The sequence below is a fragment of the Nocardioides silvaticus genome, assembly GCF_003160695.1.
GTDB lineage: Bacteria > Actinomycetota > Actinomycetes > Propionibacteriales > Nocardioidaceae > Nocardioides > Nocardioides silvaticus.
Map to the genome: position 1 here is coordinate 46,955 of NZ_QGDD01000004.1, position 22,088 is coordinate 69,042.

Sequence of the window (22,088 nt, forward strand, 5' to 3'; positions counted from 1 at the left end):
TCAGATCACTCGGCGGCGTCGGCCGGCGGGGCGCTCGCGACGGCGGCGGCAGCGGCCTCCTCGGCGGCGAGCTCGGCCGGGTCGATGTCCTCGCAGGTCAGCAGGTCGTCGTTGATCTCGCGGAGCGCGATCGACAGCGGCTTCTCCTGCACGTGGGTGTCCACGAGCGGGCCGACGTACTCCAGCAGGCCCTCGCCGAGCTGCGAGTAGTAGGCGTTGATCTGCCGGGCGCGCTTGGCGCTGTAGAGGACCAGCTTGTACTTGCTGTCGGTCTTGCTGAGCAGCTGGTCGATCGGCGGGTTGGTCACACCCACGGCGTCGATGTTCGGGGCAGACACGCGTGTAGCCTCACAGGTCGGGGTCTCGGGGACGGAAGGTCAGTCGGCGTCAGATGCTCGACCGAGTGTCATCAAGGCTACCAACTGGTCGGCTGCATCGTGAACTTCGTGGTTGACGATGGTGACGTCGAACTCGTCCTCGGCCGCCAGCTCGGCCTTCGCCGTGACCAGCCGGCGTTCGCGTTCCTCGTCGCTCTCGGTGCCCCGCCCGACGAGCCGCCGGACCAGCTCCTCCCACGACGGGGGCTTCAGGAACACGAAGAGGGCGTCGGGCATCGTGCGGCGTACCTGTCGCGCGCCCTGGAGGTCGATCTCCAGCATCGCCGGGCGGCCCGCGGCCAGCGCGGCCTCGACCGGTCCCCGAGGCGTGCCGTAGCGGTGCACGCCGTGCACGACCGCCCACTCCAGCAGCTGGTCCTCGGCGACCAGCCGGTCGAACTCGGCTTCGTCGACGAACAGGTAGTGGACGCCGTCCTGCTCACCGGGCCGCGGCGGCCGGGTGGTGGCGGAGACCGAGATCCAGACGTCCGGGTGGTGCCGGCGTACGGCGGCCGCCACGGTCCCCTTGCCGACGGCGGTCGGACCCGCGAGGACCACGAGACGACTCGGTCGCGCTGCGCCGGACGTCGCCGGGTCAGTCACCCGGCGCGAATTCCCGCTCGAGTGCGGCGACCTGCTTGGCACCGAGACCGCGCACCCGCCGCGACTCGGCGATGCCGAGGCGCTCCATCAGCTGGCCGGCGCGGACCTTGCCGAGCCCGGGCACGGCCTGCAGGAGGTCGAGCACCTTCATCTTGCCGACGACCTCGTTGGTCTGTCCCTCGGCGAGGACCTCGGCGATCGACGCACCGGAGTTCTTCAGCCGGTTCTTCACCTCGGCCCGCTCACGACGAGCGGCGGCCGCCTTCTGGAGGGCGGCCTGACGCTGTTCGGGGGTCAGGGGAGGCAGAGCCACAGTCCAAGAATCCTTTTGCGAGCGCCGGCGAAGAGACGGGGGCGGCGGGAGTTGCCACCAAGCGGTCACCCTAGTCACGAGGCCGGTCGGCGGGCAACGCGGGCCGGGGTGCGGTCGACGGGGCAGCCGCGAAAAAGTCCGCGGTCACATGAGCAGCGGCGTCTTGCAGACGTCGCGTGCCTGCTGCTGGACGCTGCTCATCGCCTGGGCGGTCGTGGTCGACACCAGCGCCACCGCGGCGGCGTCGATCGCGTCCCGCTGCTCGCGGTCCAGCCCGGTCGGCGGTTTCCTACGGTTGTAGGACTCCGGGTCCACCCCGGCGTCCTCCAGTGCACCGACGAGGACGTCGATCCGCTCGACGACGACCTCCCAGTCGTCGGCGATGTCGTCGGGTGCCTTCTCGGCCAGCGCCTCGAAGCTGGGCAGCGCCCGGATCAGGCCGGTCGCCTCTCCCCCTGACTCCAGCGCCTGGCCGATCGCCGTCTGCTGCTCGGCGACCTCCTCGCAGTAGTCCTCGAAGCGGTCCGGGACGGCGTAGGGATCGTCGTCCTCGCCGCAGCCGGACATGGCTGCCAGCAGCGCGGCGGCCACGCCGGCAGCGGTGACCCTGCGGAGCCCCCTGGTCACCCGAGCAGGCTCCGCAGCTCGTCGTTGGCGCGCTGCACCGCGTCCCGCATGGCGTGGGCGTCGGGACCGAGGCGCAGCACGCCGCGCGAGGAGCTCGCCACCACGTTCGCGGCAGCCGAGCCGAAGATCCGGACGACGTCAGCCGTGGTGCCGCCCTGCTCGCCGTAGCCCGGCGCCAGGATGGGGCCGTTGATCGCGAAGTCCAGACCAGCGTCGCCTCGTCCTGAGCCTGCCGAAGGAGCGATGGTGGCGCCGACGACGGCACCGAACGACCCCAACGGCTGGGTGTCGCCGTTGAGCTCACGCAGGTGCTCGAGCATCGCCGCGCCGACGGTCCGGCCACCGAAGTCCTCGGCGGTGACGGCCTCCTGCACCTCGGGTCCCTCCTTGTTCGACGTCGCCGCCAGCACGAACAGGCCGGCTCCGTGGCTCCGGGCGGTCTCGACGAACGGCGTCAGCGACCCGAAGCCCAGGTAGGGGCTGATCGTGACCGCGTCCGACGCGAGCGGCGAGCTCGGGTCGAGGTAGGCCTCGGCGTACGCCTGCGACGTGGAGCCGATGTCGCCGCGCTTGACGTCGAGCAGCACCAACGCGCCCGCTGCCCGGGACTCAGCGATCACCCGCTCGAGCACCGCGATGCCGCGGCTGCCGAAGCGCTCGTAGAACGCCGACTGGGGCTTCACCACCGAGCAGTACGGCGCCACCGCCTCCACCGCGGCGAGGGCGAACTTCTCGAGTCCCTCGGCGGTGTCGTCGAGACCCCAGTCGCTGAGCAGCGCCGCGTGCGGGTCGATGCCGACGCAGAACTGCCCGCGCGCCGCGAGCGACGCCGCGAACCGCTGACCGAAGGGAGCAACCGTCATGACAGCCCTTTCAGGATCCGGCGGGGCCACAGCGGCCCGCCGTAGACGAGGCCGGTGTAGGCCTGGACGAGGTCGGCACCGGCGTCGAGCCGCTCGCGGGCATCAGCCGCCGAGGAGATGCCGCCGACGCCGATCAGCGCGAGGTCCGAACCGACCCGGTCGCGCAGCAGCCGGACGACCTCGGTGGCGCGCTCGCGCAGCGGGGCGCCGGAGAGACCGCCCGCACCGGCCGCCTCGACCTGCTCGGGCGCCGAGCGCAGGCCGGAGCGGCTGATCGTGGTGTTGGTGGCGATGATGCCGGCCAGGTCCTGCGCCAGCGCCAGGTCGGCGACCTCGAGCACGTCCTCGTCGGCGAGGTCGGGTGCGATCTTGACGACCAGCGGCACCGGGCCGCGGCCGGCCTCCTCGGTGGCGCGGTCGGCCACCCGGCGGACGTGCTCGAGCAGCGGCGCCAGCTTGCCGACCGCCTGCAGGTTGCGCAGGCCGGGGGTGTTGGGGGAGCTGACGTTGACCACCAGGTAGTCGGCGTACGACGCCAGCAGCCTGGTCGACGTCTCGTAGTCCGCCTCGACCGCGGCCTGGTCGTCGTCGGGCACGACCTTCGACTTGCCGATGTTGACGCCGAGCACCGGTCCGCCCGGTCGCCGGCGGCGGCCGGCCAGCCGCGCGGCGACCGCCCCGGCACCGTCGTTGTTGAAGCCCATCCGGTTGACGACCGCGCGGTCGTCGGGCAGCCGCACCAGGCGCGGCTTCGGGTTGCCGGGCTGCGCCAGCGCGGTCACCGTGCCGATCTCGACGTGCCCGAACCCGAACGCACCGAGCTCCTCGAACCCCTGCGCGTTCTTGTCGAAGCCGGCCGCCAGCCCCAGCCGGTTGGGGAAGGTCAGGCCCATCGCCTCGACCGGGGTCCCCGACGGGCGCGGACCACGGCGGAGGGCCGGCCCTGCCGCTCGGAGCGCGTCGAACGTCCGGTGGTGCGCGACCTCCGCGTCGAGCCGGGTCAGCCCGTGCTTGAAGAGGACGTCGTACACCGTCACCGGGGCGCCCAGTCCTGGAGCGGCTTGACGCCCACGTCGCCGCGGCGCATCGCCTCGATGCCGTGCACGGCTGCTCCGAGGCCCTGCACCGTGGTGATGCAGGGGATGTTGGCGCGCACGGCGGCGGTGCGGATCTCGTAGCCGTCGAGGCGGACCGAGCCGCCGCTGCTCGCGCCGAACGGCGTGTTGACGACCAGGTCGATCTCCCCGTCGAGGATCAGCTGGACGGTGGTCTTCTCCCCTGCCGGGCCCTCCCCCTCGAAGTGCTTGCGCACCACGGTGGCCTCCACGCCGTTGCGCCGCAGCACCTCGGCGGTGCCCTGCGTGGCGAGGATCTCGAACCCGTGGTCGGCCAGCACCTTGATCGGGAAGACCATGTGCCGCTTGTCGCGGTTGGCCATGCTGACGAACACCTTGCCGCTCGTCGGCAGCGAGCCGAACGCACCGGCCTGGGCCTTCGCGAAGGCGGTGCCGAAGTCGGCGTCGAGGCCCATCACCTCGCCGGTCGACTTCATCTCCGGCCCGAGCACCGTGTCGACCTGGCGGCCGTCGGGGGTGCGGAACCGGTTGAACGGCATCACGGCCTCCTTGACCGCGATCGGCTGGTCCGGCGGCAGCGTGCCGCCGTCGCCGTCGGCCGGGAGGATGCCCTCGGCGCGCAGCTCGGCGATCGAGGCGCCCATCATCACCCGGGCGCACGCCTTCGCCAGCGGCGTACCGGTCGCCTTGGAGACGAACGGAACCGTGCGGCTGGCGCGCGGGTTGGCCTCGAGCACGTAGAGCACGTCGGAGCCGAGCGCGAACTGGATGTTGATGAGGCCGCGCACGCCGACGCCGGCCGCGATCGCCTCGGTGGCCTCGCGGATGCGGTGGATCTCGGCATCGCCGAGCGTGATCGGCGGCAGCGCACAGGACGAGTCGCCGGAGTGGATGCCGGCCTCCTCGATGTGCTCCATCACGCCGCCGAGGAAGAGCTCCTCGCCGTCGTAGAGGGCGTCCACGTCGATCTCCACGGCGTCGTCGATGAACCGGTCGACCAGCACCGGGTGCTCGGGGGTCACCTCGGTCGCGCGGGAGATGTAGTCCTCGAGCGAGCGCTCGTCGTACACGATCTCCATGCCCCGGCCGCCGAGGACGTACGACGGCCGCACCAGCACCGGGTAGCCGATCCGATCCGCGATCGCGCGGGCCTCCTCGAAGCTGGTCGCCATCCCGTGCTGGGGCGCGACCAGGCCGGCCTCGGCGAGCACCCGCCCGAACGCACCGCGCTCCTCGGCGCGGTGGATCGCCTCCGGGCTGGTGCCGACGATGGTGACGCCGTTGTCCTTGAGCCCCTGCGCGAGCCCCAGCGGCGTCTGCCCGCCGAGCTGGCAGATGACGCCGGCGACCGGCCCGGCCTGCTCCTCGGCGTGCACGATCTCGAGCACGTCCTCGAGCGTCAGCGGCTCGAAGTAGAGGCGGTCGGAGGTGTCGTAGTCGGTCGAGACCGTCTCGGGGTTGCAGTTGACCATCACCGTCTCGTAGCCCGCCTCGCTGAGCGCCAGGCAGGCGTGGACGCACGAGTAGTCGAACTCGATGCCCTGCCCGATCCGGTTCGGCCCGCTGCCGAGGATGATCACGGCCGGCTTCTCGCGCGGCGCGACCTCGGTCTCCTCGTCGTAGGAGGAGTAGTGGTACGGCGTGCGCGCGGCGAACTCCGCCGCGCAGGTGTCGACGGTCTTGTAGACCGGCCGGATGCCCAGCGCGTGCCGCACCCCGCGCACGACGTCGGGCGTCATGTCGCGGATCCGGCCGATCTGGTGGTCGGAGAACCCGTGCCGCTTGGCGTTGCGGAGCAGCTCGGGGGTGAGCTCGTCGGCCTCGATCAGCTCCTGCGCGGTCTCGTTGATGAGCATCAGCTGGTCGACGAACCAGGGGTCGATGCCGGTGGCCTCGAAGACCTCCTCCGGCGTCGCGCCGGCGCGGATCGCGTCCATCACCTTGCGCAGCCGGCCGTCGTGCGGCGTCTGGATCTCCTCGAGCAGCTCGGCCTTGCGCTCGGACGACCCGAGGTCGCTGTCGAACTCCTTGTGCCAGTCGAACGGCGCCTTCTTGTCCTCCAGCGACCGCAGCGCCTTCTGCAGCGCCTCGGTGAAGTTGCGGCCGATCGCCATCGCCTCGCCGACCGACTTCATGTGGGTGGTCAGTCTCGGGTCCGCGCCGGGGAACTTCTCGAACGCGAACCGCGGCACCTTCACCACCACGTAGTCGAGACTCGGCTCGAAGCTCGCCGGTGTCTCCTCGGTGATGTCGTTGGGGATCTCGTCGAGGGTGTAGCCGATCGCCACCTTCGCGGCGATCTTCGCGATCGGGAAGCCGGTGGCCTTCGAGGCCAGCGCGCTGGACCGCGACACCCGCGGGTTCATCTCGATGACGATCACGCGGCCGTCACGCGGGTTGACGGCGTACTGGATGTTGCAACCGCCGGTGTCGACGCCGACCTCGCGGATGATGGCGATCGCCAGGTCGCGCAGCCGCTGGTACTCGCGGTCGGTGAGCGTCATGGCGGGCGCCACGGTGATGGAGTCGCCGGTGTGGACGCCCATCGGGTCGAAGTTCTCGATCGAGCAGACGATGACGACGTTGTCGGCCTTGTCGCGCATCACCTCCAGCTCGTACTCCTTCCACCCGATGATCGACTCCTCGATCAGCACCTCGGTGGTGGGGCTGGCGTCGAGGCCGGCGCCGGCGATGCGCGCCAGGTCCTCCTCGTCGTAGGCGATGCCGGACCCGGTGCCACCCATCGTGAACGAGGGGCGTACGACGACCGGGAAGCCGAGCTCGGAGACGGCCTTCTCGCAGTCGTCCAGCGAGTGGCAGACGAAGCTGCGGGCGACCTCGCCGCCCACCTTCTCCACGATCCCGTTGAAGAGCTCGCGGTTCTCCCCGCGGTGGATCGCGTCGAAGCTGGCGCCGATCATCTCGACGCCGTACTTCTCGAGCACGCCGTTCTCGTGCAGGGCGATCGCCGTGTTGAGCGCGGTCTGGCCGCCGAGCGTGGGCAGGACGGCGTCGGGACGCTCCTTGGCGATCACCTTCTCGACGAACTCGGGGGTGATCGGCTCGACGTAGGTGGCGTCGGCGAACTCCGGGTCGGTCATGATCGTCGCCGGGTTGCTGTTGACCAGCACCACCCGCAGTCCCTCCGCCTTGAGCACCCGGCAGGCCTGGGTGCCCGAGTAGTCGAACTCGCAGGCCTGGCCGATGATGATCGGTCCGGAGCCGATCACCAGGACGGACTGGATGTCGTCGCGCTTCGGCACTAGTCGGTGCCCCCCATCAGGTCGCAGAACCGGTCGAACAGGTAGGCCGCGTCGTGCGGGCCGGCGGCTGCCTCGGGGTGGTACTGCACCGAGAAGCCCTTCAGGTTGCCGTCGGCGTCCCGCAGCTCGAGCCCCTCGACCACGTCGTCGTTGAGGCAGACGTGGCTCACCGACGCCGTGCCGTAGGGCGTCTCGGTGGGCTCGTCGAGCGGCGCGTCGACCGCGAAGCCGTGGTTGTGGGCCGTGACCTCGACCTTGCCGGTCGTGCGGTCCATCACCGGCTGGTTGATGCCGCGGTGGCCGTAGGTCAGCTTGTAGGTGCCGAACCCGAGGGCGCGGCCGAACAGCTGGTTGCCGAAGCAGATGCCGAAGTAGGGCAGTCCTTCGGCGAGCGCGCCCTGCAGCACCTCGATCTGGTGCGTCGTGGCTGCCGGGTCGCCGGGACCGTTGGAGTAGAACAGCCCGTCGGCGCCCACCGCGCGGATGTCGTCGAGGGAGGCGGTCGCCGGGAGCACGTGCACCTCGACCCCGCGCTCGGCCATCCGGTGCGGCGTCATCGTTTTGATGCCGAGGTCCAGCGCCGCGACGGTGAACCGCTTCTCCCCCGCCGCGGGCACGACGTAGGCCTCGGTGGTCGACACCTCCGAGGCGAGCTCCGCGCCCGCCATCTGCCCGGAGTCGAGCACCCGCTGCAGCAGTGCGTCGGGGTCGGTCTCGGTCGTGGAGATCCCGCACCGCATCGCGCCGCGCTCGCGCAGGTGGCGGGTGAGGGCGCGGGTGTCGATGCCGCTGATCCCGACCACGCCCTGGGCGCGCAGCTCGTCGTCGAGCGAGCGGCGTGACCGCCAGCTGCTGGCCCGGCGCGCGGGGTCGCGCACCACGTAGCCCGCCACCCAGATCCGCCGCGACTCCGGGTCCTCGTCGTTGATGCCGGTGTTGCCGATGTGCGGCGCGGTCATCACGACGACCTGCCGGTGGTACGACGGGTCCGTGAGCGTCTCCTGGTAGCCGGTCATGCCGGTGTTGAAGACCGCTTCGCCGTACGTCTCCCCCTCGGCGCCGTAGCTCTCGCCGTGGAAGGTCCGTCCGTCCTCGAGCACCAAGATCGCGTTCAAGATCAGACCAGCTTTCCGTCCATCACCGTGGGTCGTCCGCGCAGGAAGGTCGCCTCGATCCTCCCAGGCAGCTCCCTGCCCGCGTACGGGGTGTTCCTGGAGAGAGACGCCGAGTCGGCGGCGTCGACGACTCTGGTAGCGGCCGGGTCGTAGAGCGCCAGGTTCGCCGGGGCGCCCACCTCGATCGGCTGGCCGTGGTCGGTCACCTGGCCGATCCGGGCGGGCGCGTACGACATCCGCTCGGCGACGCCGGCCCAGTCGAGAAGCCCGGTGTCGACCATCGTGTGCTGCACGATCGAGAGCGCGGTCTCGAGACCCAGCATGCCGAACGCGGCGGCCGCCCACTCGCAGTCCTTGTCCTCGTGCGGGTGCGGGGCGTGGTCGGTGGCGACGACGTCGATCGTGCCGTCCGCCAACCCCGCGCGCAGTGCCTCGACGTCGGCGGCCGACCGCAGTGGCGGGTTGACCTTGTAGATCGGGTTGTACGTCGCCGCGAGCTCGTCGGTCAGCAGGAGGTGGTGGGGGCAGGCCTCCGCAGTGACGTGCCAGCCCTTCCGCTTCGCGTCCCGGACGATCTCGACCGACCCGGCTGTGGAGACGTGGCACACGTGCAGCCGGGAGCCGACGTGGGCGGTCAGCAGGCAGTCGCGGGCGATGATCGCTTCCTCGGCGACCGCCGGCCAACCGGCCAGCCCGAGGCGCCCGGACAGCTCGCTCTCGTTCATCTGCGCACCCTCGGTGAGCCGGGGGTCCTGCGCGTGCTGCGCGATCACGCCGTCGAACGCCTTGACGTACTCCAGCGCGCGTCGCATCAGCAGCGGGTCGCTCACGCAGTGGCCGTCGTCGGAGAACACCCGCACCCGCGCCGCCGAGTCCGCCATCGCGCCCAGCTCGGCGAGCCGCTCGCCCTGGAGACCGACGGTGACCGCCCCGACCGGGTAGACGTCGCAGTAGCCGGCCTCCCGGCCCAGCCGGTGCACCTGCTCGACCACCCCTGCGGTGTCGGCCACCGGGTCGGTGTTGGCCATCGCGTGCACCGCGGTGAAGCCGCCCATCGCCGCCGCGCGGGTGCCGGTCTCGACCGTCTCCGCGTCCTCGCGGCCCGGCTCGCGCAGGTGGGTGTGCAGGTCGACCAGGCCGGGCAGGGCGATCAATCCGTCGGCGTCGATCACGGTCGTCGACCCGGTGGTCGAGTGGTCCGAGCCGCTCGGCGAGGACGTATCGAGACCCGGCGCGATCTCCGCGACCTTGCCCCCCTCGATCCGGATGTCGGTCGGCTCTCCCCCGAGGATCCGCGCGTTCTTGATCAGGTACGACGTGCTCACTCGTTGCTCTCGCTTTCGGATCCCCCGAGGAGGAGGTAGAGGACGGCCATCCGGACGGCGACACCGTTGGTCACCTGCTCGACGATCACCGAGCGGTCGGAGTCGGCGACGTCGGCGGTGATCTCCATGCCGCGCACCATCGGGCCGGGGTGCATGACGATCGTGTGGTCCTGCAGGGTCGCCATCCGCCGGCCGTCGAGGCCGTAGCGGCGGGAGTACTCGCGCGGCGTCGGGAAGAACCCGCCCTGCATCCGCTCGCGCTGGACGCGCAGCATCATCACCGCATCGACCTTCGGGATCACCGCGTCGAGGTCGTACGACGTCTCGACGCCCCACTCCTCGACGCCGACGGGCAGCAACGTCGGCGGACCCACCAGGGTGACCTCCGCGCCCAGCGTCTTCAGCAGCAGCGCGTTGGACCGCGCCACCCGGCTGTGCAGGACGTCACCGACGATCGCGACCCGGCGGCCCTCGAGCCCGCCGCGCTTCTCCTCACCGAGGTGCCGCCAGAGGGTGAACGCGTCGAGGAGCGCCTGGGTGGGGTGCTCGTGGGTGCCGTCGCCGGCGTTGACCACGCTGGACCGCACCCAGCCCGAGTGCGCGAGCCGGTGCGGCGCGCCGCTGGCGCCGTGCCGGACGACGACCGCGTCCGCACCCATCGCCTCCAGCGTCAGCGCAGTGTCCTTGAGGCTCTCGCCCTTGCTGAGGCTCGAGCCCTTGGCCGCGAAGTTGATCACGTCGGCCGAGAGCCGCTTGGCGGCCGCCTCGAACGAGATCCGGGTGCGGGTGGAGTCCTCGAAGAACAGGTTGACCACCGTGCGGCCGCGCAGCGCGGGCAGCTTCTTGATCGGCCGGTCCGCCAGCGAGCGCAGCTCGGCGGCGGTGGAGAGGACCAGCTCGGCGTCGTCGCGGCTCAGGTCGGCCGCGCTCAGCAGGTGCCGCTTCATGCCGGCTCCCCCATCTCCCCGGCCGTGCCGATGGCCACGGCGTCGAGGCCACCGTCGTCGTCGAGCTCGGCGAGGCGCACGCTGACCCGCTCGCCGAGCGAGGTCGGCAGGTTCTTGCCGACGAAGTCGGCCCGGATCGGGAGCTCGCGGTGACCGCGGTCGACCAGCACGGCGAGCTGCACCGCGCGGGGCCGGCCCACGTCGTTGAGCGCGTCCAGGGCAGCGCGGATGGTGCGGCCGGAGAACAGCACGTCGTCGACGAGGACGACGACCTTGCCGTCGATGCCGTCGGCCGGGATCTCGGTGTGCATCAGGGCCCGGGCCGGCTTCATCCGCAGGTCGTCGCGGTACATCGTGATGTCGAGCGACCCGACCGGGACGTCGAGGTCCTCGACGTCGGAGATCCGGGCGGCGATCCGCTGCGCCAGCGGGACACCGCGGCGCGGGATGCCGAGGAGCACGAGGTCACCCGCGCCCTTGTTGCGTTCGAGGATCTCGTGCGAGATCCGGGTCAGTGCCCGGCCGATGTCACGCGCATCCAGGACGGTGCGACCAGAGGTGACGGGGGCGTCGGGGCCAGGGGTTGTCGGGGCGGCAGGCATCAGCGCGCCGGACCTCCTTCTCCGCCTCACGGGACGGCTCGTTAAAGGATGTCGATCGACACCCACCCTAACGGGTCCGGGCGCCGGCGGACGAGGGGCCACGCGTGACGAGAGGCCCGGATCACACCGGGCCTCTCGTCACTCATACAGATCTCGACGGCTGCGTCAGCGGAAGGCGTCCTTGACCTTCTCGCCGGCCTGCTTGAGGTTCGACTTCGTCTGGTCGACCTTGCCCTCGCCCTCGAGGTCCTCGTCGCCCGAGGCCTTGCCCAGGCCTTCCTTCGCCTTGCCGACCTTCTCCTCAGCGGCGTTCTCGAGCTTGTCCTTCGCGCTCATGGGACGTCTCCTCTCGCTCGGGTGCGGTTGATCCACCGTTACCCGGTGCGCCCCGGCGTAGACGTTCATGGACGCACCGCGGAGGAAGCCCACCAGCGTCAGGCCGTGCTCGTCGGCCAGGTCGACGGCCAGCGAGGACGGCGCGGACACCGCGGCCAGCATCGGGATGCCGGCCATCACCGCCTTCTGCACCAGCTCGAACGAGGCGCGTCCGCTGACGACGAGGATGCTCTCCCGCAGCGGCAGCCACCCTTCGCGCAGCGCATGGCCGACGACCTTGTCGACGGCGTTGTGGCGCCCGACGTCCTCCCGCAGCACCTGGAGCTCGCCGTCCGGCGAGAACAGCCCGGCCGCGTGCAGGCCCCCGGTGCGATCGAAGACCTGCTGGGCCGCGCGCAGCCGGTCGGGCAGCATCGCGAGCACCGCGGGACCCACCTGCAGCGGGTCGTCGGCGACCTCCCACGTCGAGGAGGTGCGGACCGCGTCGAGGCTGGCCTTGCCGCACACGCCGCAGGAGGAGGTCGTGTAGAAGTTCCGTTCCAGCGACACCTCCGGCAGCGGGACGCCCGGGGCGAGCTGGACGTCGACGACGTTGTAGGTGTTGGTGCCCTCTGCCGTCGCGCCGGCGCAGTAGCGGGCGGTCACCAGGTCGTCGCCGGACCGGATGACCCCCTCGCCGACGAGAAAGCCGACCGCCAGGTCGAAGTCGTCGCCGGGCGTGCGCATGGTGACCGTCAGCGGCCGGCCGCCCACCCGGACCTCCATCGGCTCCTCGGCGGTGAGGACGTCCGGCCGCCGCGTCACAGCACCGTCGCGGATGCGCAGCACCGGACGGCGGGAGGTGACGCGTCCCATCTCAGCCCCCGCTGCCGGCGGCCCCGAGCGGCTCCAGCCGTACGACGATGCCCTTGTAGGTGGGGGTGTTGCTGCCGTGCGCCACGCTGTCGAGCGGCACCAGGGCGTTCGCCTCCGGGTAGTACGCCGCCGCCGAGCCGCGCGCCGTCGGGTAGGACACGGCGTGGTAGCCCTCCAGCCTCCGTTCGGTGCCGTCCTCCCACACGCTCACGACGTCGACGAGCGCCTGGTCCTCGATGCCGAGCTCGGCGAGGTCCTCGGGATTGACGAAGACCACCTCCCGGGAGTCGTGGATCCCGCGGTAGCGGTCGTCGAAGGCGTAGGGGATGGTGTTCCACTGGTCGTGGGAGCGCAGCGTCTGCAGGACCAGGTGGCCCTCCGGCGCGAGGATCGCGTCGAAGTCGTTGCAGGAGAACTCGGCCCTGCCGCTGGCGGTCTTGTAGACACCTGCGTTGACCGGGCTCGGCAGACGGAACCCGCCGGGCTGGGCCACCCGCTCGTTGAAGTCCTCGAACCCGGGGATCACCCGCGAGATCCGCTCGCGGACCAGCGAGTAGTCGCCCTCGAAGTCCTCCCACGGGATCGATCCGCCCTCCCCGAGCGTGCGGCGCGCGAGCCGACACAAGATCGCGACCTCGCTGAGGAGCCCGGGCGCGGCCGGGTCGAGGCGGCCGCGGGTGGAGTGGACCTGGCTCATCGAGTTCTCGACGGTGACGAACTGCTCCCCCGTCGCCTGGACGTCGCGGTCGCTGCGGCCCAGCGTCGGCAGGATCAACGCGGTCTCGCCGACCACCGTGTGCGACCGGTTGAGCTTGGTCGACACCTGCACCGTGAGCCGGCAGTTCCGCAGCGCCTCCTCGGTGACGGCGCTGTCGGACATCGCGCGGACGAAGTTGCCGGCGACGGCCATGAAGACCTTCACCTTGCCGTCGCGCATCGCCCGCACGCCGTGGACGGAGTCGTAGCCGGTCTCGGTCGGCGGGGAGAACCCGAACTCGCGCTCGAGGTTCTCGCGGAGCGGCTCGGGCAGCTTCTCCCAGATGCCCATCGTCCGGTCGCCCTGGACGTTGCTGTGGCCCCGGACCGGGCAGACGCCGGCGCCAGGCTTGCCGATGCTGCCGCGCAGCAGCAGCAGGTTGACGATCTCGCGGATGGTCGGCACGCCGTGCTTGTGCTGGGTCAGGCCCATCGCCCAGCAGACGATGATCTTCTCGGACGCCGCGACGCGGTCGCGGAGCTGCTCGATCTCCTGCCGGGTGAGCCCGGTCGCGGCGAGCACGTCGTCCCACTCCGTCTTCCGCACGTGCTCGGCGAAGGCGTCGAACCCGTGGGTGCTGCGCTCGACGAACTCCCGGTCGACGACGGTGCCGGGAGCGGCGTCCTCGGCCTCGAGCAGGAGCCGGTTGAGGATCTGGAAGAGCGCGAGGTCGCCGCCGAGCTTGATCTGCAGGAACTGGTCGGCGATCGTCGTACCCCTGCCGACGACGCCGCTCGGCTTCTGCGGGTTCTTGAAGCGCTTGAGGCCGGCCTCGGGCAGCGGGTTGATCGCCACGACCTGGCCGCCGTTGTGCTTGGTCTGCTCGAGTGCGGTGAGCATCCGCGGGTGGTTGGTCCCCGGGTTCTGACCCACGACGATCACCAGGTCGGCCTCGTAGATGTCGTCGAGCGAGACCGTGCCCTTGCCGACGCCGAGGGTGGCGCCCAGCGCCGTGCCGCTCGACTCGTGGCACATGTTCGAGCAGTCGGGGAGGTTGTTGGTGCCGTAGGCGCGCGCGAAGAGCTGGAGCAGGAACGCGCCCTCGTTGCTGAGCCGGCCGGAGGTGTAGAACATCGCCTGGTCGGGCGAGTCGAGCGACCGGAGCTCCTCGGCGACCAGCCCGATGGCGTCGTCCCAGCTGATCGGCTCGTAGTACGCACTGCTCGGCAGCTTCACCATCGGCTCGGTGAGCCGACCCTGCTGGTTGAGCCACTGGTCGGTCTGCTTGTCGAGCTCGGCCACGGAGTGCTCGGCGAAGAACTCCCGGGTCACCCGACGGCTGGTCGCCTCGTCGTTGACGTGCTTGGCGCCGTTCTCGCAGTACTCGTTCTTGTGCCGCTTGTGCGGCTCGGGCCAGGCGCAGCCGGGGCAGTCGATGCCACCGTCCTGGTTGAGGTTGAGCAGCGTCAACGCCGTACGCCGTGGGCTGGTCTGCGACAGCGAGTACTCCAGCGCGTGCGCCACCGCGGGCACGCCGGCCGCCCAGTTCTTCGGCGGGCTCACCGACAGCTCGTCCGAGGGTTCCGTCGCACCAGCCTTCTTCGAACGCACGTCCCGCGCCTCCTGTGCTCGCCCGCCCCGATGGCCTCCGCCTTCATCGTAGGCTGCGGGTCGTGAGCACGGACCTCGGCAACCTGGTCGCGGGCCTCCCTCCGGGCGTCGTGATCACCGGCGCGGACGAGATGGAGAAGTACCGCGAGGACTTCGCGCGGGACGGCTCGGCCGGCAAGCCGATCGCCGTCGTCCGCGCCGAGGACGCCGCACAGGTGCAGCACGCGGTGCGGTGGGCCGCCGAGCACCGGGTGCCCGTCGTCCCCCGCGGGGCGGGCACCGGTCTCTCGGGCGGGTCGTCGGCCGTCGACGGCGGCATCACCATCTCGCTGGACCGGATGCGGGCGATCGAGATCGATCCGGCCTGCCAGGTCGCGATCGTCGAGCCCGGCGCGCTCAACATCGAGGTGAAGCGGGCGGCGGCGGAGCTCGGGCTCTGGTACCCGCCCGATCCCTCGTCCTACGAGATCTGCTCGATCGGCGGCAACCTCGCCACCAACGCCGGCGGCCTGTGCTGCGTGAAGTACGGCGTGACGACCGACTACGTCCTCGGGATGGACGTCGTGCTCGCCGACGGCAGCCTGGTCCGGCTCGGCGGCAAGCAGATCAAGGACGTCGCCGGCCTGTCCCTGCTCAAGCTGTTCATCGGCAGCGAGGGCACCCTCGGCGTCATCACCCGCGCGATCCTCCGGCTGATCCCGGCCCAGACCGCCGGAGCCACCCTCGTCGCCAGCTTCGCGACGATGAAGGCCGCGTCCGAGGCCGTCGTGGCGATCCGGTCGACGGTGCGAGCGTCGATGCTCGAGCTGATGGACAGCACCTCGATCAACGCGGTGGAGGACTGGCGCTCCCACGGACTCGACCGGACGATCGGGGCCCTGCTCATCGCCCAGTCCGACGCCCCCGGCGAGGCCTGCGGCGCCGAGATCGCCACCATGCTCGCCTGCTGTGAGGAGGCGGGCGCCCTCGAGGCGTTCACCACCACCGAGGCCGACGAGGCCGAGCTCTTCGTCTCCGCCCGGCGCAACGCCTTCCACGCCCTCGAGGCGCGCGGCGGCGTCCTCTTCGAGGACGTCGGCGTCCCGGTGCCCCTGCTCCCCGACCTGGTCGACGGCGTCGCCACCATCGCCACCCGCGCCGGCGTCGAGATCGCCGTCGTCGCCCACGCCGGCGACGGCAACACCCACCCGATCATCGTCTACGACGCCACCGACCCCGACTCCGAGGCCCGCGCCCGCAGCGCCTTCGACGAGGTGATGGCCCTCGCCATCTCCCTCGGCGGCACCATCACCGGCGAGCACGGCGTCGGCCGCGCCAAGAAGGGCGCCCTCCCCGCCCAGCTCGGCCCCGACGTCCTCGCCCTCACCCGACGGGTCAAGGACGCCCTCGACCCGCTCGGGATCCTGAACCCGGGAGCCGTTCTGTAGAGGACGATGCCGGCCGAGCCCGGTCTCGACAAGCTCGACCAGAAAGGCTGCTCGGCACAAGACACGTCGGCTGACCCCGCGCCCGGGTCCGGGGCGGCCCGCGCCTAGCCGGAGCGGGAGGGTCGCGCCGGTGGGGCGTGGATGGGTCTGGCTTCGGCGCCCAGCACCGCGGGAGCGAAGCGACCGCGCTGCTGGGCGACGGATGTGGTTGCCCCGCCGGCGCGAGCCCTCACGCGCAGGCCACCCCGGGCCGCCCCTGCCCGAGCGAAAGCCCCGCGCAGCGGCTCTACGCCTTCTTCAACCGGGCAATCACTCCATCCACATCCCGCTGCAGCATGTCCCGCCGGACGAAGTGGGCCCCGGGGAGCTCGTGCCACTCGTGCGGGATGCCGGCTTGCGCGAGCAGGCCGCGGAACTCGCGCTGCCCGGCGCGGACGGGGGTCTCGTTGACGTCCTCGTCGAGACCGCAGACCAGGAAGATCCGCTTGTTGCGGTAGCTCTCGATCCGCTGGACGGGGTTGTCGGCGCTGACCCGGCCCTCGTTCCAGAGGGGGGCGCCGTAGACCGTGCCGCCGTTGAGCTCGGCGAAGGCGGAGCTGGTGTTGGCCCAGTGCACGACGAGGCCGCCGTCACGGCGCAGGCTGGCGGGGCCGGAGTGGGAGCTGACGGAGGCGAAGTGGCCGTAGTACTTCGCGGTGTACTTCAGCGCGCCGAACCCGCCCATGGAGAACCCGGAGACCGCGCGGCCGTCGTACTCCGCGTAGGTGCGGAAGTTCGCGTCGATCCACGGGATCAGCTGGTTCATGTGGAACGACTCCCAGTTGTGGGGGCCGGCGTAGGAAGTGACGGGGTTGCAGTACCAGCCGGCGGGGCCGCCGTCGGGCATCACGACGATCAGCCGGCGGCCGGCGGTGAGGCCGATGATGTCGTCCTCCATGTGGAACTTGCGGAAGTCCTGGAGGCCGCCGTGGAGCAGGTAGAGCACGGGGTACCGGCGCCAGTTGGTGCTGTGGTAGTCGTCAGGCAGCAGCACGTTGACGCCCGGCTGCCAGGCGATGTTGCTGGTGGAGAACCGGAAGTAGTTGAGCCGGCCGAAGACCGCCTGGTCGGTGATCGTCAGCCCGAACCCGTTGCCCGCCGCACCAGCGGGCGACGCCAGCCCGGCCACGCCGGCGGCCGACAGCGAGGCCACCGCGGCGGCGCCGCCCGCCAGCTTGAGCATCGAGCGGCGGTTCATCGCCTCGGACTGGGTCATCGGGTCCTCCTCGGGGAGCCAGCGGGTCTGCGCCCATGCTCCGTGTCGCGCCGGGCGTGGTCCATGACGCGACGGGCCGAACTGCGTAGCACCTTGGGCCACGAGGACCCGCCACCGGACGCCGTCCGGGTGGTATACCGACGGTCATGAAGGTGGCCGAGTTCAGCAGGCCGACCGTGCCCGTGGGGTACGGCCGTCTGATCCTGGACGTCGTCGCCCTGCACGACGTCGCGGCCGACGACCTGCTCGCCGCCGCCGACGTGCCGCGCCCGCTGCTGGAGGACCCGCGGGCGCGGCTGACGGCCTGGCAGGCCGGCGCCCTGCTCCACCACGCGACGGAGCTGAGCGGCGAGCCGGCGATCGGCTACGAGATCGGGCTGCACAGCAGCCTCACCTCCCACGGGATCATGGGCTACGGCCTGCTCAGCTCCTCGACGGTGCGCGACGCGATCGGGCTCGGCGAGAAGTTCCTCCCGCTGCTGCTGCCGATGGTCGGCATGCGGCACTTCGTGGACGGCACGGTCGGCGTCATCGAGGTGGCAGAGAACGCTCCGGTCGGCCCGGTGCGGCGGGTCCTCCTCGACCTGTTCCTGGTCGGCCTGAGCCGGATGGCGCCGGTGCTCACCAACGGCGCCGGCGACCCGGACCAGGTCGAGCTGTGGTTCGAGGGTCCGGCGCCCGACTACTACCCGCGGTTCCGCGACCGGCTGCCGACGATGCGGTTCGATACCGGCACCAACCAGATGCGCTTCCCCGCCAGCGACCTCGATGTCGAGCTGGAGATGGCCAACCTCGTCACCGCCCGCATGGTCGAGGAGCAGTGCCGGGCCGAGCTCGAGCAGCTCGGTCTGGACGCGGACCTGCTCAGCCAGGTCCGGGCGGCGCTGCGCAGCGACGGCGCGGGCTTCCCCGACCTCGAGACGGTGGCCGGCCGGCTGCACATGGCCGGTCGCACCTTGAAGCGACGCCTGGCCGAGCACGGCACCGGCTTCCGGGAGCAGGTCGAGCTGGCACGCCGCGCGGAAGCGATCCGGCTGCTCCAGACGACCGGACTGTCGGTGGCGCAGATCGCGCGGCGCCTGGGGTACGCCGACGCGAGCAGCTTCTCCCGCGCGTTCCACAAGTGGACCTCGGCGTCACCCGGGTCCTACCGGTCGCGACGGTAGGGGATCTCCTAGCCGGGACCCTCCGCTCAGAGCCCCTCGGTCATCGCCGCGCACGCGGCCAGCCAGGACCGCCGGGTCGCCGCGCTCAGCTGGTCGTAGGGCACCACCGAGCCCGATACCAGCGCCGGGTCGTAGGGCACTCGGTAGACACCGCGGCTGCGCTGCTCGTAGACCTGGACCAGGTCGTTCGCCAGCCGGGTGTCCACCTTGTCACTCGGGTCGGACAGCACGGTGATCGTCTTGTGCTTGAGGTTGGCGTAGCCGGCGTCCTGGAGCGCATCGAGCATCCAGAGCCCGCTGTAGCCGGTGTCCTCCCGGATCGTGCTCGTCACGACCAGCAGGTCCGCCGCCTCGGCGGCGGCGAGCCAGTTCTCGGCGCGCATGTTGTTGCCGGTGTCGATGAGGATGACGCGGTAGAAGCGCTGCAGCAGCGCGTGCACCTCGGCGAAGTCGGCGGCGTGGATGATGCCGGTGACGTCGGGCCGCTCGTCGGAGGCGAGGACGTCGAAGTGGGCGTCACCCTGGGAGCGGACGAACGCGCCCAGGTCACCGATCCGGGCCTGGAAGACGTCCTTGAACCGCTCCAGGTCCTCGAGCAGCTCCCGGGTGGTGTTGCGGTGGCCGCCGCGCTGACCGCGGATGCCGAGCGTGCCGCGGGTCTCGTTGTTGTCCCAGGCCACCACTCCCCCGCCGCGGACGGTGCCGAAGGTGTAGCCGGCGGCCAGCACCCCGGTCGTCTTGGCGGCACCACCCTTGGGATTGACGAACGCGATGGTGCGCGGGCCGGTGAAGTCCTTCTGGATCGCCCGGCGGTCGGCGTGGTAGGCCAGCTCCTTGGCCCCCATCCGCGGCTTGATCAGCCCGCCGCTCACGCGACTGACCCGGCCCCGCCAACCCCACCTGGCAGGGCCGAGCCGCGCGTCGCTGTCGCGACGATCGAGGAAGTCGGTCGCGGTCATGAACCGGCGCGGCGCAGCGAGGTGCTGGGGCGCGCCCGCGGGCGGTGGCGCCGACGGAGGCGCTGCCGGGGGCGCTGACGGCGGCGCTGACGGCGCGGTCGGCGGTGCCGAGGGCGGCGGTGCCGAGGGCGGCGGACCGAGCGGCTGCCCGAGCGGTTGTCCCAGCGACGTGCCGTTCGGCGGTGCCGAGGGCGGCGGAACGGTCGGCTGACTCACTGCTACCTCCCGAGAAAGAGCGCAACGACTGCGCCGACCTTAACCCCGGAGGTCGCTGTTGAGCGAGGGTTCCCGGGCCGTCAGATGCCCAGGTCGTTGACGGCGTTCTCGATCGCGCGCCAGAAGGTCGGGTAGGCGTAGTGCATGGTCCGCAGCTTCGCGACCGGCACCGCGGCGTGCACGGCGGTGGCGATGAAGCCGATCATCTCGCCGCCGGACGGGCCGACCGTCGTACCGCCGACGAGGACGCCACGGTCGGCGTCGGCGACCACCTTGATGACGCCGTGGTTGCCCGTCTTGTGGATCCAGCCGCGGCTGGACGTGGGGAGCTCGTAGCTACCGGTCGCGACCCGGAGGCCGGCCTCGCGCGCCTGCGCCTCGGTAAGGCCGACCGAGCCGACCTCGGGGTCGGTGAACGTCGCCCGGCTGACCGCGGTGTAGTCCGCCCACGGACCGTCCTTGCCGAGGACGGAGCGCACGGCGATCTCGGCCTGGTACATCGACATGTGGGTGAACAGGCCCTTGCCGGTGATGTCGCCGACCGCCCACACCCCGTCGGTCGCGCGCAGCTGCTCGTCGGTGTCGAGGTAGCGGGCATCGGGGTCGAGGCCGACCGTGTCGAGGCCGAGGTCGGAGAGGTTGGTACGACGACCCGCCGCGACCAGGAGCTGCGCGCTCGTGAGCTGCTCGCCGCCGAGGGAGATGGTGAAGCCGCTCGCCGGGTCGTGGTCGACCCGCTCGATCGACACCCCGGTGCGCACGTCGATGCCGTCGCCGGCCATCGCCTCCGCGACGACGGCGCTGGCTTCGGGCTCCTCCGGGCCGAGGATCCGGTCGGCGACCTCGAGGATCGTGACCTTCACCCCGAACCGGGCGAACGCCTGCGCGATCTCGCAGCCGATCGCGCCGCCGCCGAGGACGGCCAGGCTCTCGGGGAGCTCGGTGACCTGGACGACGTCGCGGTTGGTCCAGTACGGCACCTCGGCCAGCCCGTCGACCGGCGGCACCGCCGGCTTGGTCCCGACGTTGAGCACCACGCCACGGCTGACGTCGTACTCCTCGGTGCCGTCGGCGGTCTCGACGACGACCTTCCCGGGACCGGCGAGCCGGCCGTGGCCGCGCGCGAAGCGGGCGCCGTTGCCGAGCAGCCGATCCACCGCGACCTGGTCGTTCCAGGCGTCGGTGGCCTCGTCGGAGATCCGCTTCGCGACGGTCGACCAGTCGGGGGTCACCTCGACCGACCCGCCCAGGTCGGGCACGCGCCGCGCCTCGGCGAGCGCGTCGGCCGCACGGATCATCATCTTCGAGGGGATGCACCCGTAGTAGGGACACTCGCCGCCGACCAGGTGCTTCTCCACGCCCAGCACGGTGAGGCCGGCCTGCGCGAGCTGAGCAGCAACGTGCTCACCCCCGGGACCGAGTCCGATGACGGCGACGTCGATGCTCTCGCTCATGCCGCCAGCCTAGGACCTCAGACCACCGAGGGCTTGCTCTTGAGGATGGCGCCGAGGACGCCGTTGACGAACGACGGGGAGTCGTCGGTGGAGAGCTCGCGGACCAGCGCGACCGCCTCGGTGACGGCGACGGCGTCGGGGACGTCGTCGACGTACAGCATCTCGAAGGTGCCGAGACGCAGGACGTTGCGGTCCACGGCCGGCATCCGGTCGAGGGTCCAGCCCTGGGCGTAGCTCGTGAGGACCTCGTCGATGCGGGCCTGGTGCTCGACCACACCCCGCACCAGCGTCTCGGTGTAGGGGTTGGTCGGGGCCGCGCCCTCCTCGATCGCGCGGTCGAGGGCGTCGCCGGCCGACTCCCGCCGCAGGTCCGCGGCGAACAGCAGGTCGAGGGCCCGCTTGCGGGCCTTGGAGCGTGCTCCGCCAGAAGTCACGACTTCACGCGGCTGAGGTACGAGCCACCGTCGCGGGTGTCGACCTTGATCTTCTCGCCCTGCTCGATGAACAGCGGCACCTGGATCTCGGCGCCGGTCTCGAGGGTGGCGGGCTTGGTGCGGCCGGTGGCGGAGTCGCCGACGACGCCGGGCTCGGTGTAGGAGACGACGAGCTCGACGGAGGCCGGCATCTCGACGAAGAGCACCCGGCCCTCGTTCGTGGCCAGGATGACCTCCTGGTTCTCCAGCAGGAACCCGGCGGCGTTGCCGAGGATCTCGGGCCCGACCTCGACCTGGTCGTAGTCCTGGACGTCCATGAAGACGAAGTTGGTGCCGTCGTTGTAGAGGTACTGGAACGAGCGGCGGTCGACCGTGGCGGTCTCGACCTTGGTGCCGGCGTTGAACGTCTTGTCGACGTTCTTGCCCGACTCGACGTGCTTGAGCTTGGTGCGCACGAACGCGGGGCCCTTGCCGGGCTTCACGTGCTGGAACTCGACCACCTGCCAGAGCTGGCCTTCGAGGTTGAGAACCATGCCGTTCTTCAGGTCGTTCGTCGTTGCCATGCGC

21 protein-coding genes are annotated in these 22,088 nt (G+C 71.3%); 3 read left to right on the plus strand and 18 right to left on the minus strand.

Annotation, left to right across the window (positions count from 1 at the left end; genetic code table 11):
* Positions 1-5 precede the first annotated feature (5 nt).
* The 13 genes from rpoZ to DJ010_RS10250 all read right to left on the minus strand — a co-directional run bounded on the left by rpoZ (position 6) and on the right by DJ010_RS10250 (position 14,562).
* Complete coding sequence (gene rpoZ, locus DJ010_RS10190; RefSeq protein WP_109693581.1) at positions 6-338, minus strand: DNA-directed RNA polymerase subunit omega; 333 nt, start codon at positions 336-338, stop codon at positions 6-8.
* A 39-nt stretch (positions 339-377) separates the two neighbouring features.
* Complete coding sequence (gene gmk, locus DJ010_RS10195) at positions 378-935, minus strand: guanylate kinase (RefSeq protein ID WP_342769486.1); 558 nt, start codon at positions 933-935, stop codon at positions 378-380.
* 37 nt (positions 936-972) lie between these two features.
* Positions 973-1,293, minus strand: coding sequence for an integration host factor, actinobacterial type (gene mihF, locus DJ010_RS10200; protein ID WP_109693583.1), 321 nt, complete (start codon positions 1,291-1,293; stop codon positions 973-975).
* A gap of 144 nt (positions 1,294-1,437) precedes the next feature.
* The gene (locus DJ010_RS10205; protein WP_109693584.1) at positions 1,438-1,920 is read right to left on the minus strand and encodes a hypothetical protein; all 483 of its coding nucleotides are present in this window, start codon (positions 1,918-1,920) and stop codon (positions 1,438-1,440) included.
* Complete coding sequence (pyrF, locus tag DJ010_RS10210) at positions 1,917-2,783, minus strand: orotidine-5'-phosphate decarboxylase (protein WP_109693585.1); 867 nt, start codon at positions 2,781-2,783, stop codon at positions 1,917-1,919. The genes DJ010_RS10205 and pyrF overlap by 4 nt, the downstream gene beginning before the upstream one ends.
* Entirely contained in the window at positions 2,780-3,820 is a 1,041-nt protein-coding gene (locus DJ010_RS10215; protein ID WP_109693586.1) for a quinone-dependent dihydroorotate dehydrogenase, read from the minus strand. Before DJ010_RS10215 ends, pyrF begins: the two co-directional genes overlap by 4 nt.
* A complete protein-coding gene (gene carB, locus DJ010_RS10220; protein ID WP_109693587.1) occupies positions 3,817-7,122 on the minus strand; it encodes a carbamoyl-phosphate synthase large subunit in 3,306 nt (1,101 codons plus the stop codon). Before carB ends, DJ010_RS10215 begins: the two co-directional genes overlap by 4 nt.
* The gene (gene carA / locus DJ010_RS10225) at positions 7,122-8,240 is read right to left on the minus strand and encodes a glutamine-hydrolyzing carbamoyl-phosphate synthase small subunit (protein ID WP_109693846.1); all 1,119 of its coding nucleotides are present in this window, start codon (positions 8,238-8,240) and stop codon (positions 7,122-7,124) included. The genes carB and carA overlap by 1 nt, the downstream gene beginning before the upstream one ends.
* Positions 8,240-9,562, minus strand: coding sequence for a dihydroorotase (locus tag DJ010_RS10230; protein WP_109693588.1), 1,323 nt, complete (start codon positions 9,560-9,562; stop codon positions 8,240-8,242). Before DJ010_RS10230 ends, carA begins: the two co-directional genes overlap by 1 nt.
* Positions 9,559-10,509 (minus strand): aspartate carbamoyltransferase catalytic subunit, encoded by a 951-nt coding sequence (locus DJ010_RS10235; protein ID WP_109693589.1) that lies wholly within the window; start codon positions 10,507-10,509, stop codon positions 9,559-9,561. The genes DJ010_RS10230 and DJ010_RS10235 overlap by 4 nt, the downstream gene beginning before the upstream one ends.
* Complete coding sequence (gene pyrR, locus DJ010_RS10240) at positions 10,506-11,111, minus strand: bifunctional pyr operon transcriptional regulator/uracil phosphoribosyltransferase PyrR (RefSeq protein ID WP_109693590.1); 606 nt, start codon at positions 11,109-11,111, stop codon at positions 10,506-10,508. Before pyrR ends, DJ010_RS10235 begins: the two co-directional genes overlap by 4 nt.
* Positions 11,112-11,276: 165 nt before the next feature.
* On the minus strand, positions 11,277-12,302 hold the full coding sequence (gene fdhD / locus DJ010_RS10245) for a formate dehydrogenase accessory sulfurtransferase FdhD (RefSeq protein ID WP_109693591.1): 1,026 nt from the start codon (positions 12,300-12,302) through the stop codon (positions 11,277-11,279).
* Between the two features lies 1 nt (position 12,303).
* Entirely contained in the window at positions 12,304-14,562 is a 2,259-nt protein-coding gene (locus tag DJ010_RS10250) for an FdhF/YdeP family oxidoreductase (protein ID WP_245927421.1), read from the minus strand.
* Between the two features lie 110 nt (positions 14,563-14,672).
* Here DJ010_RS10250 and DJ010_RS10255 point away from each other — a divergent pair, with 110 nt between their 5' ends.
* Positions 14,673-16,037: an FAD-binding oxidoreductase gene (locus tag DJ010_RS10255; protein WP_245927422.1), complete on the plus strand. Its 1,365-nt coding sequence runs from the start codon at positions 14,673-14,675 to the stop codon at positions 16,035-16,037.
* A 286-nt stretch (positions 16,038-16,323) separates the two neighbouring features.
* Here the strand turns inward: DJ010_RS10255 and DJ010_RS10260 are convergent, their stop codons facing one another.
* A complete protein-coding gene (locus DJ010_RS10260) occupies positions 16,324-17,292 on the minus strand; it encodes an alpha/beta hydrolase (protein WP_109693593.1) in 969 nt (322 codons plus the stop codon).
* Between the two features lie 146 nt (positions 17,293-17,438).
* On the opposite strand from DJ010_RS10260, the gene DJ010_RS10265 reads away from it, so the two are divergent.
* Positions 17,439-18,458 (plus strand): AraC family transcriptional regulator, encoded by a 1,020-nt coding sequence (locus DJ010_RS10265; protein ID WP_109693594.1) that lies wholly within the window; start codon positions 17,439-17,441, stop codon positions 18,456-18,458.
* A 26-nt stretch (positions 18,459-18,484) separates the two neighbouring features.
* Here DJ010_RS10265 and DJ010_RS10270 read toward each other — a convergent pair whose 3' ends face one another.
* Complete coding sequence (locus DJ010_RS10270) at positions 18,485-19,417, minus strand: MinD/ParA family ATP-binding protein (RefSeq protein ID WP_109693595.1); 933 nt, start codon at positions 19,415-19,417, stop codon at positions 18,485-18,487.
* On the opposite strand from DJ010_RS10270, the gene DJ010_RS22665 reads away from it, so the two are divergent.
* Positions 19,416-19,628 (plus strand): hypothetical protein, encoded by a 213-nt coding sequence (locus tag DJ010_RS22665; protein WP_245927474.1) that lies wholly within the window; start codon positions 19,416-19,418, stop codon positions 19,626-19,628. The two genes, DJ010_RS10270 and DJ010_RS22665, sit on opposite strands and share 2 nt — an antisense overlap.
* 85 nt (positions 19,629-19,713) lie before the next feature.
* Here DJ010_RS22665 and DJ010_RS10280 read toward each other — a convergent pair whose 3' ends face one another.
* The 3 genes from DJ010_RS10280 to efp are packed head-to-tail and all read right to left on the minus strand — an operon-like array spanning position 19,714 to position 22,084.
* A complete protein-coding gene (locus DJ010_RS10280; RefSeq protein WP_109693596.1) occupies positions 19,714-21,087 on the minus strand; it encodes a dihydrolipoyl dehydrogenase family protein in 1,374 nt (457 codons plus the stop codon).
* Positions 21,088-21,104: 17 nt separating this feature from the next.
* Entirely contained in the window at positions 21,105-21,521 is a 417-nt protein-coding gene (gene nusB / locus DJ010_RS10285) for a transcription antitermination factor NusB (RefSeq protein WP_109693597.1), read from the minus strand.
* On the minus strand, positions 21,518-22,084 hold the full coding sequence (efp, locus tag DJ010_RS10290) for an elongation factor P (protein ID WP_109693598.1): 567 nt from the start codon (positions 22,082-22,084) through the stop codon (positions 21,518-21,520). Before efp ends, nusB begins: the two co-directional genes overlap by 4 nt.
* Positions 22,085-22,088: the final 4 nt, after the last annotated feature.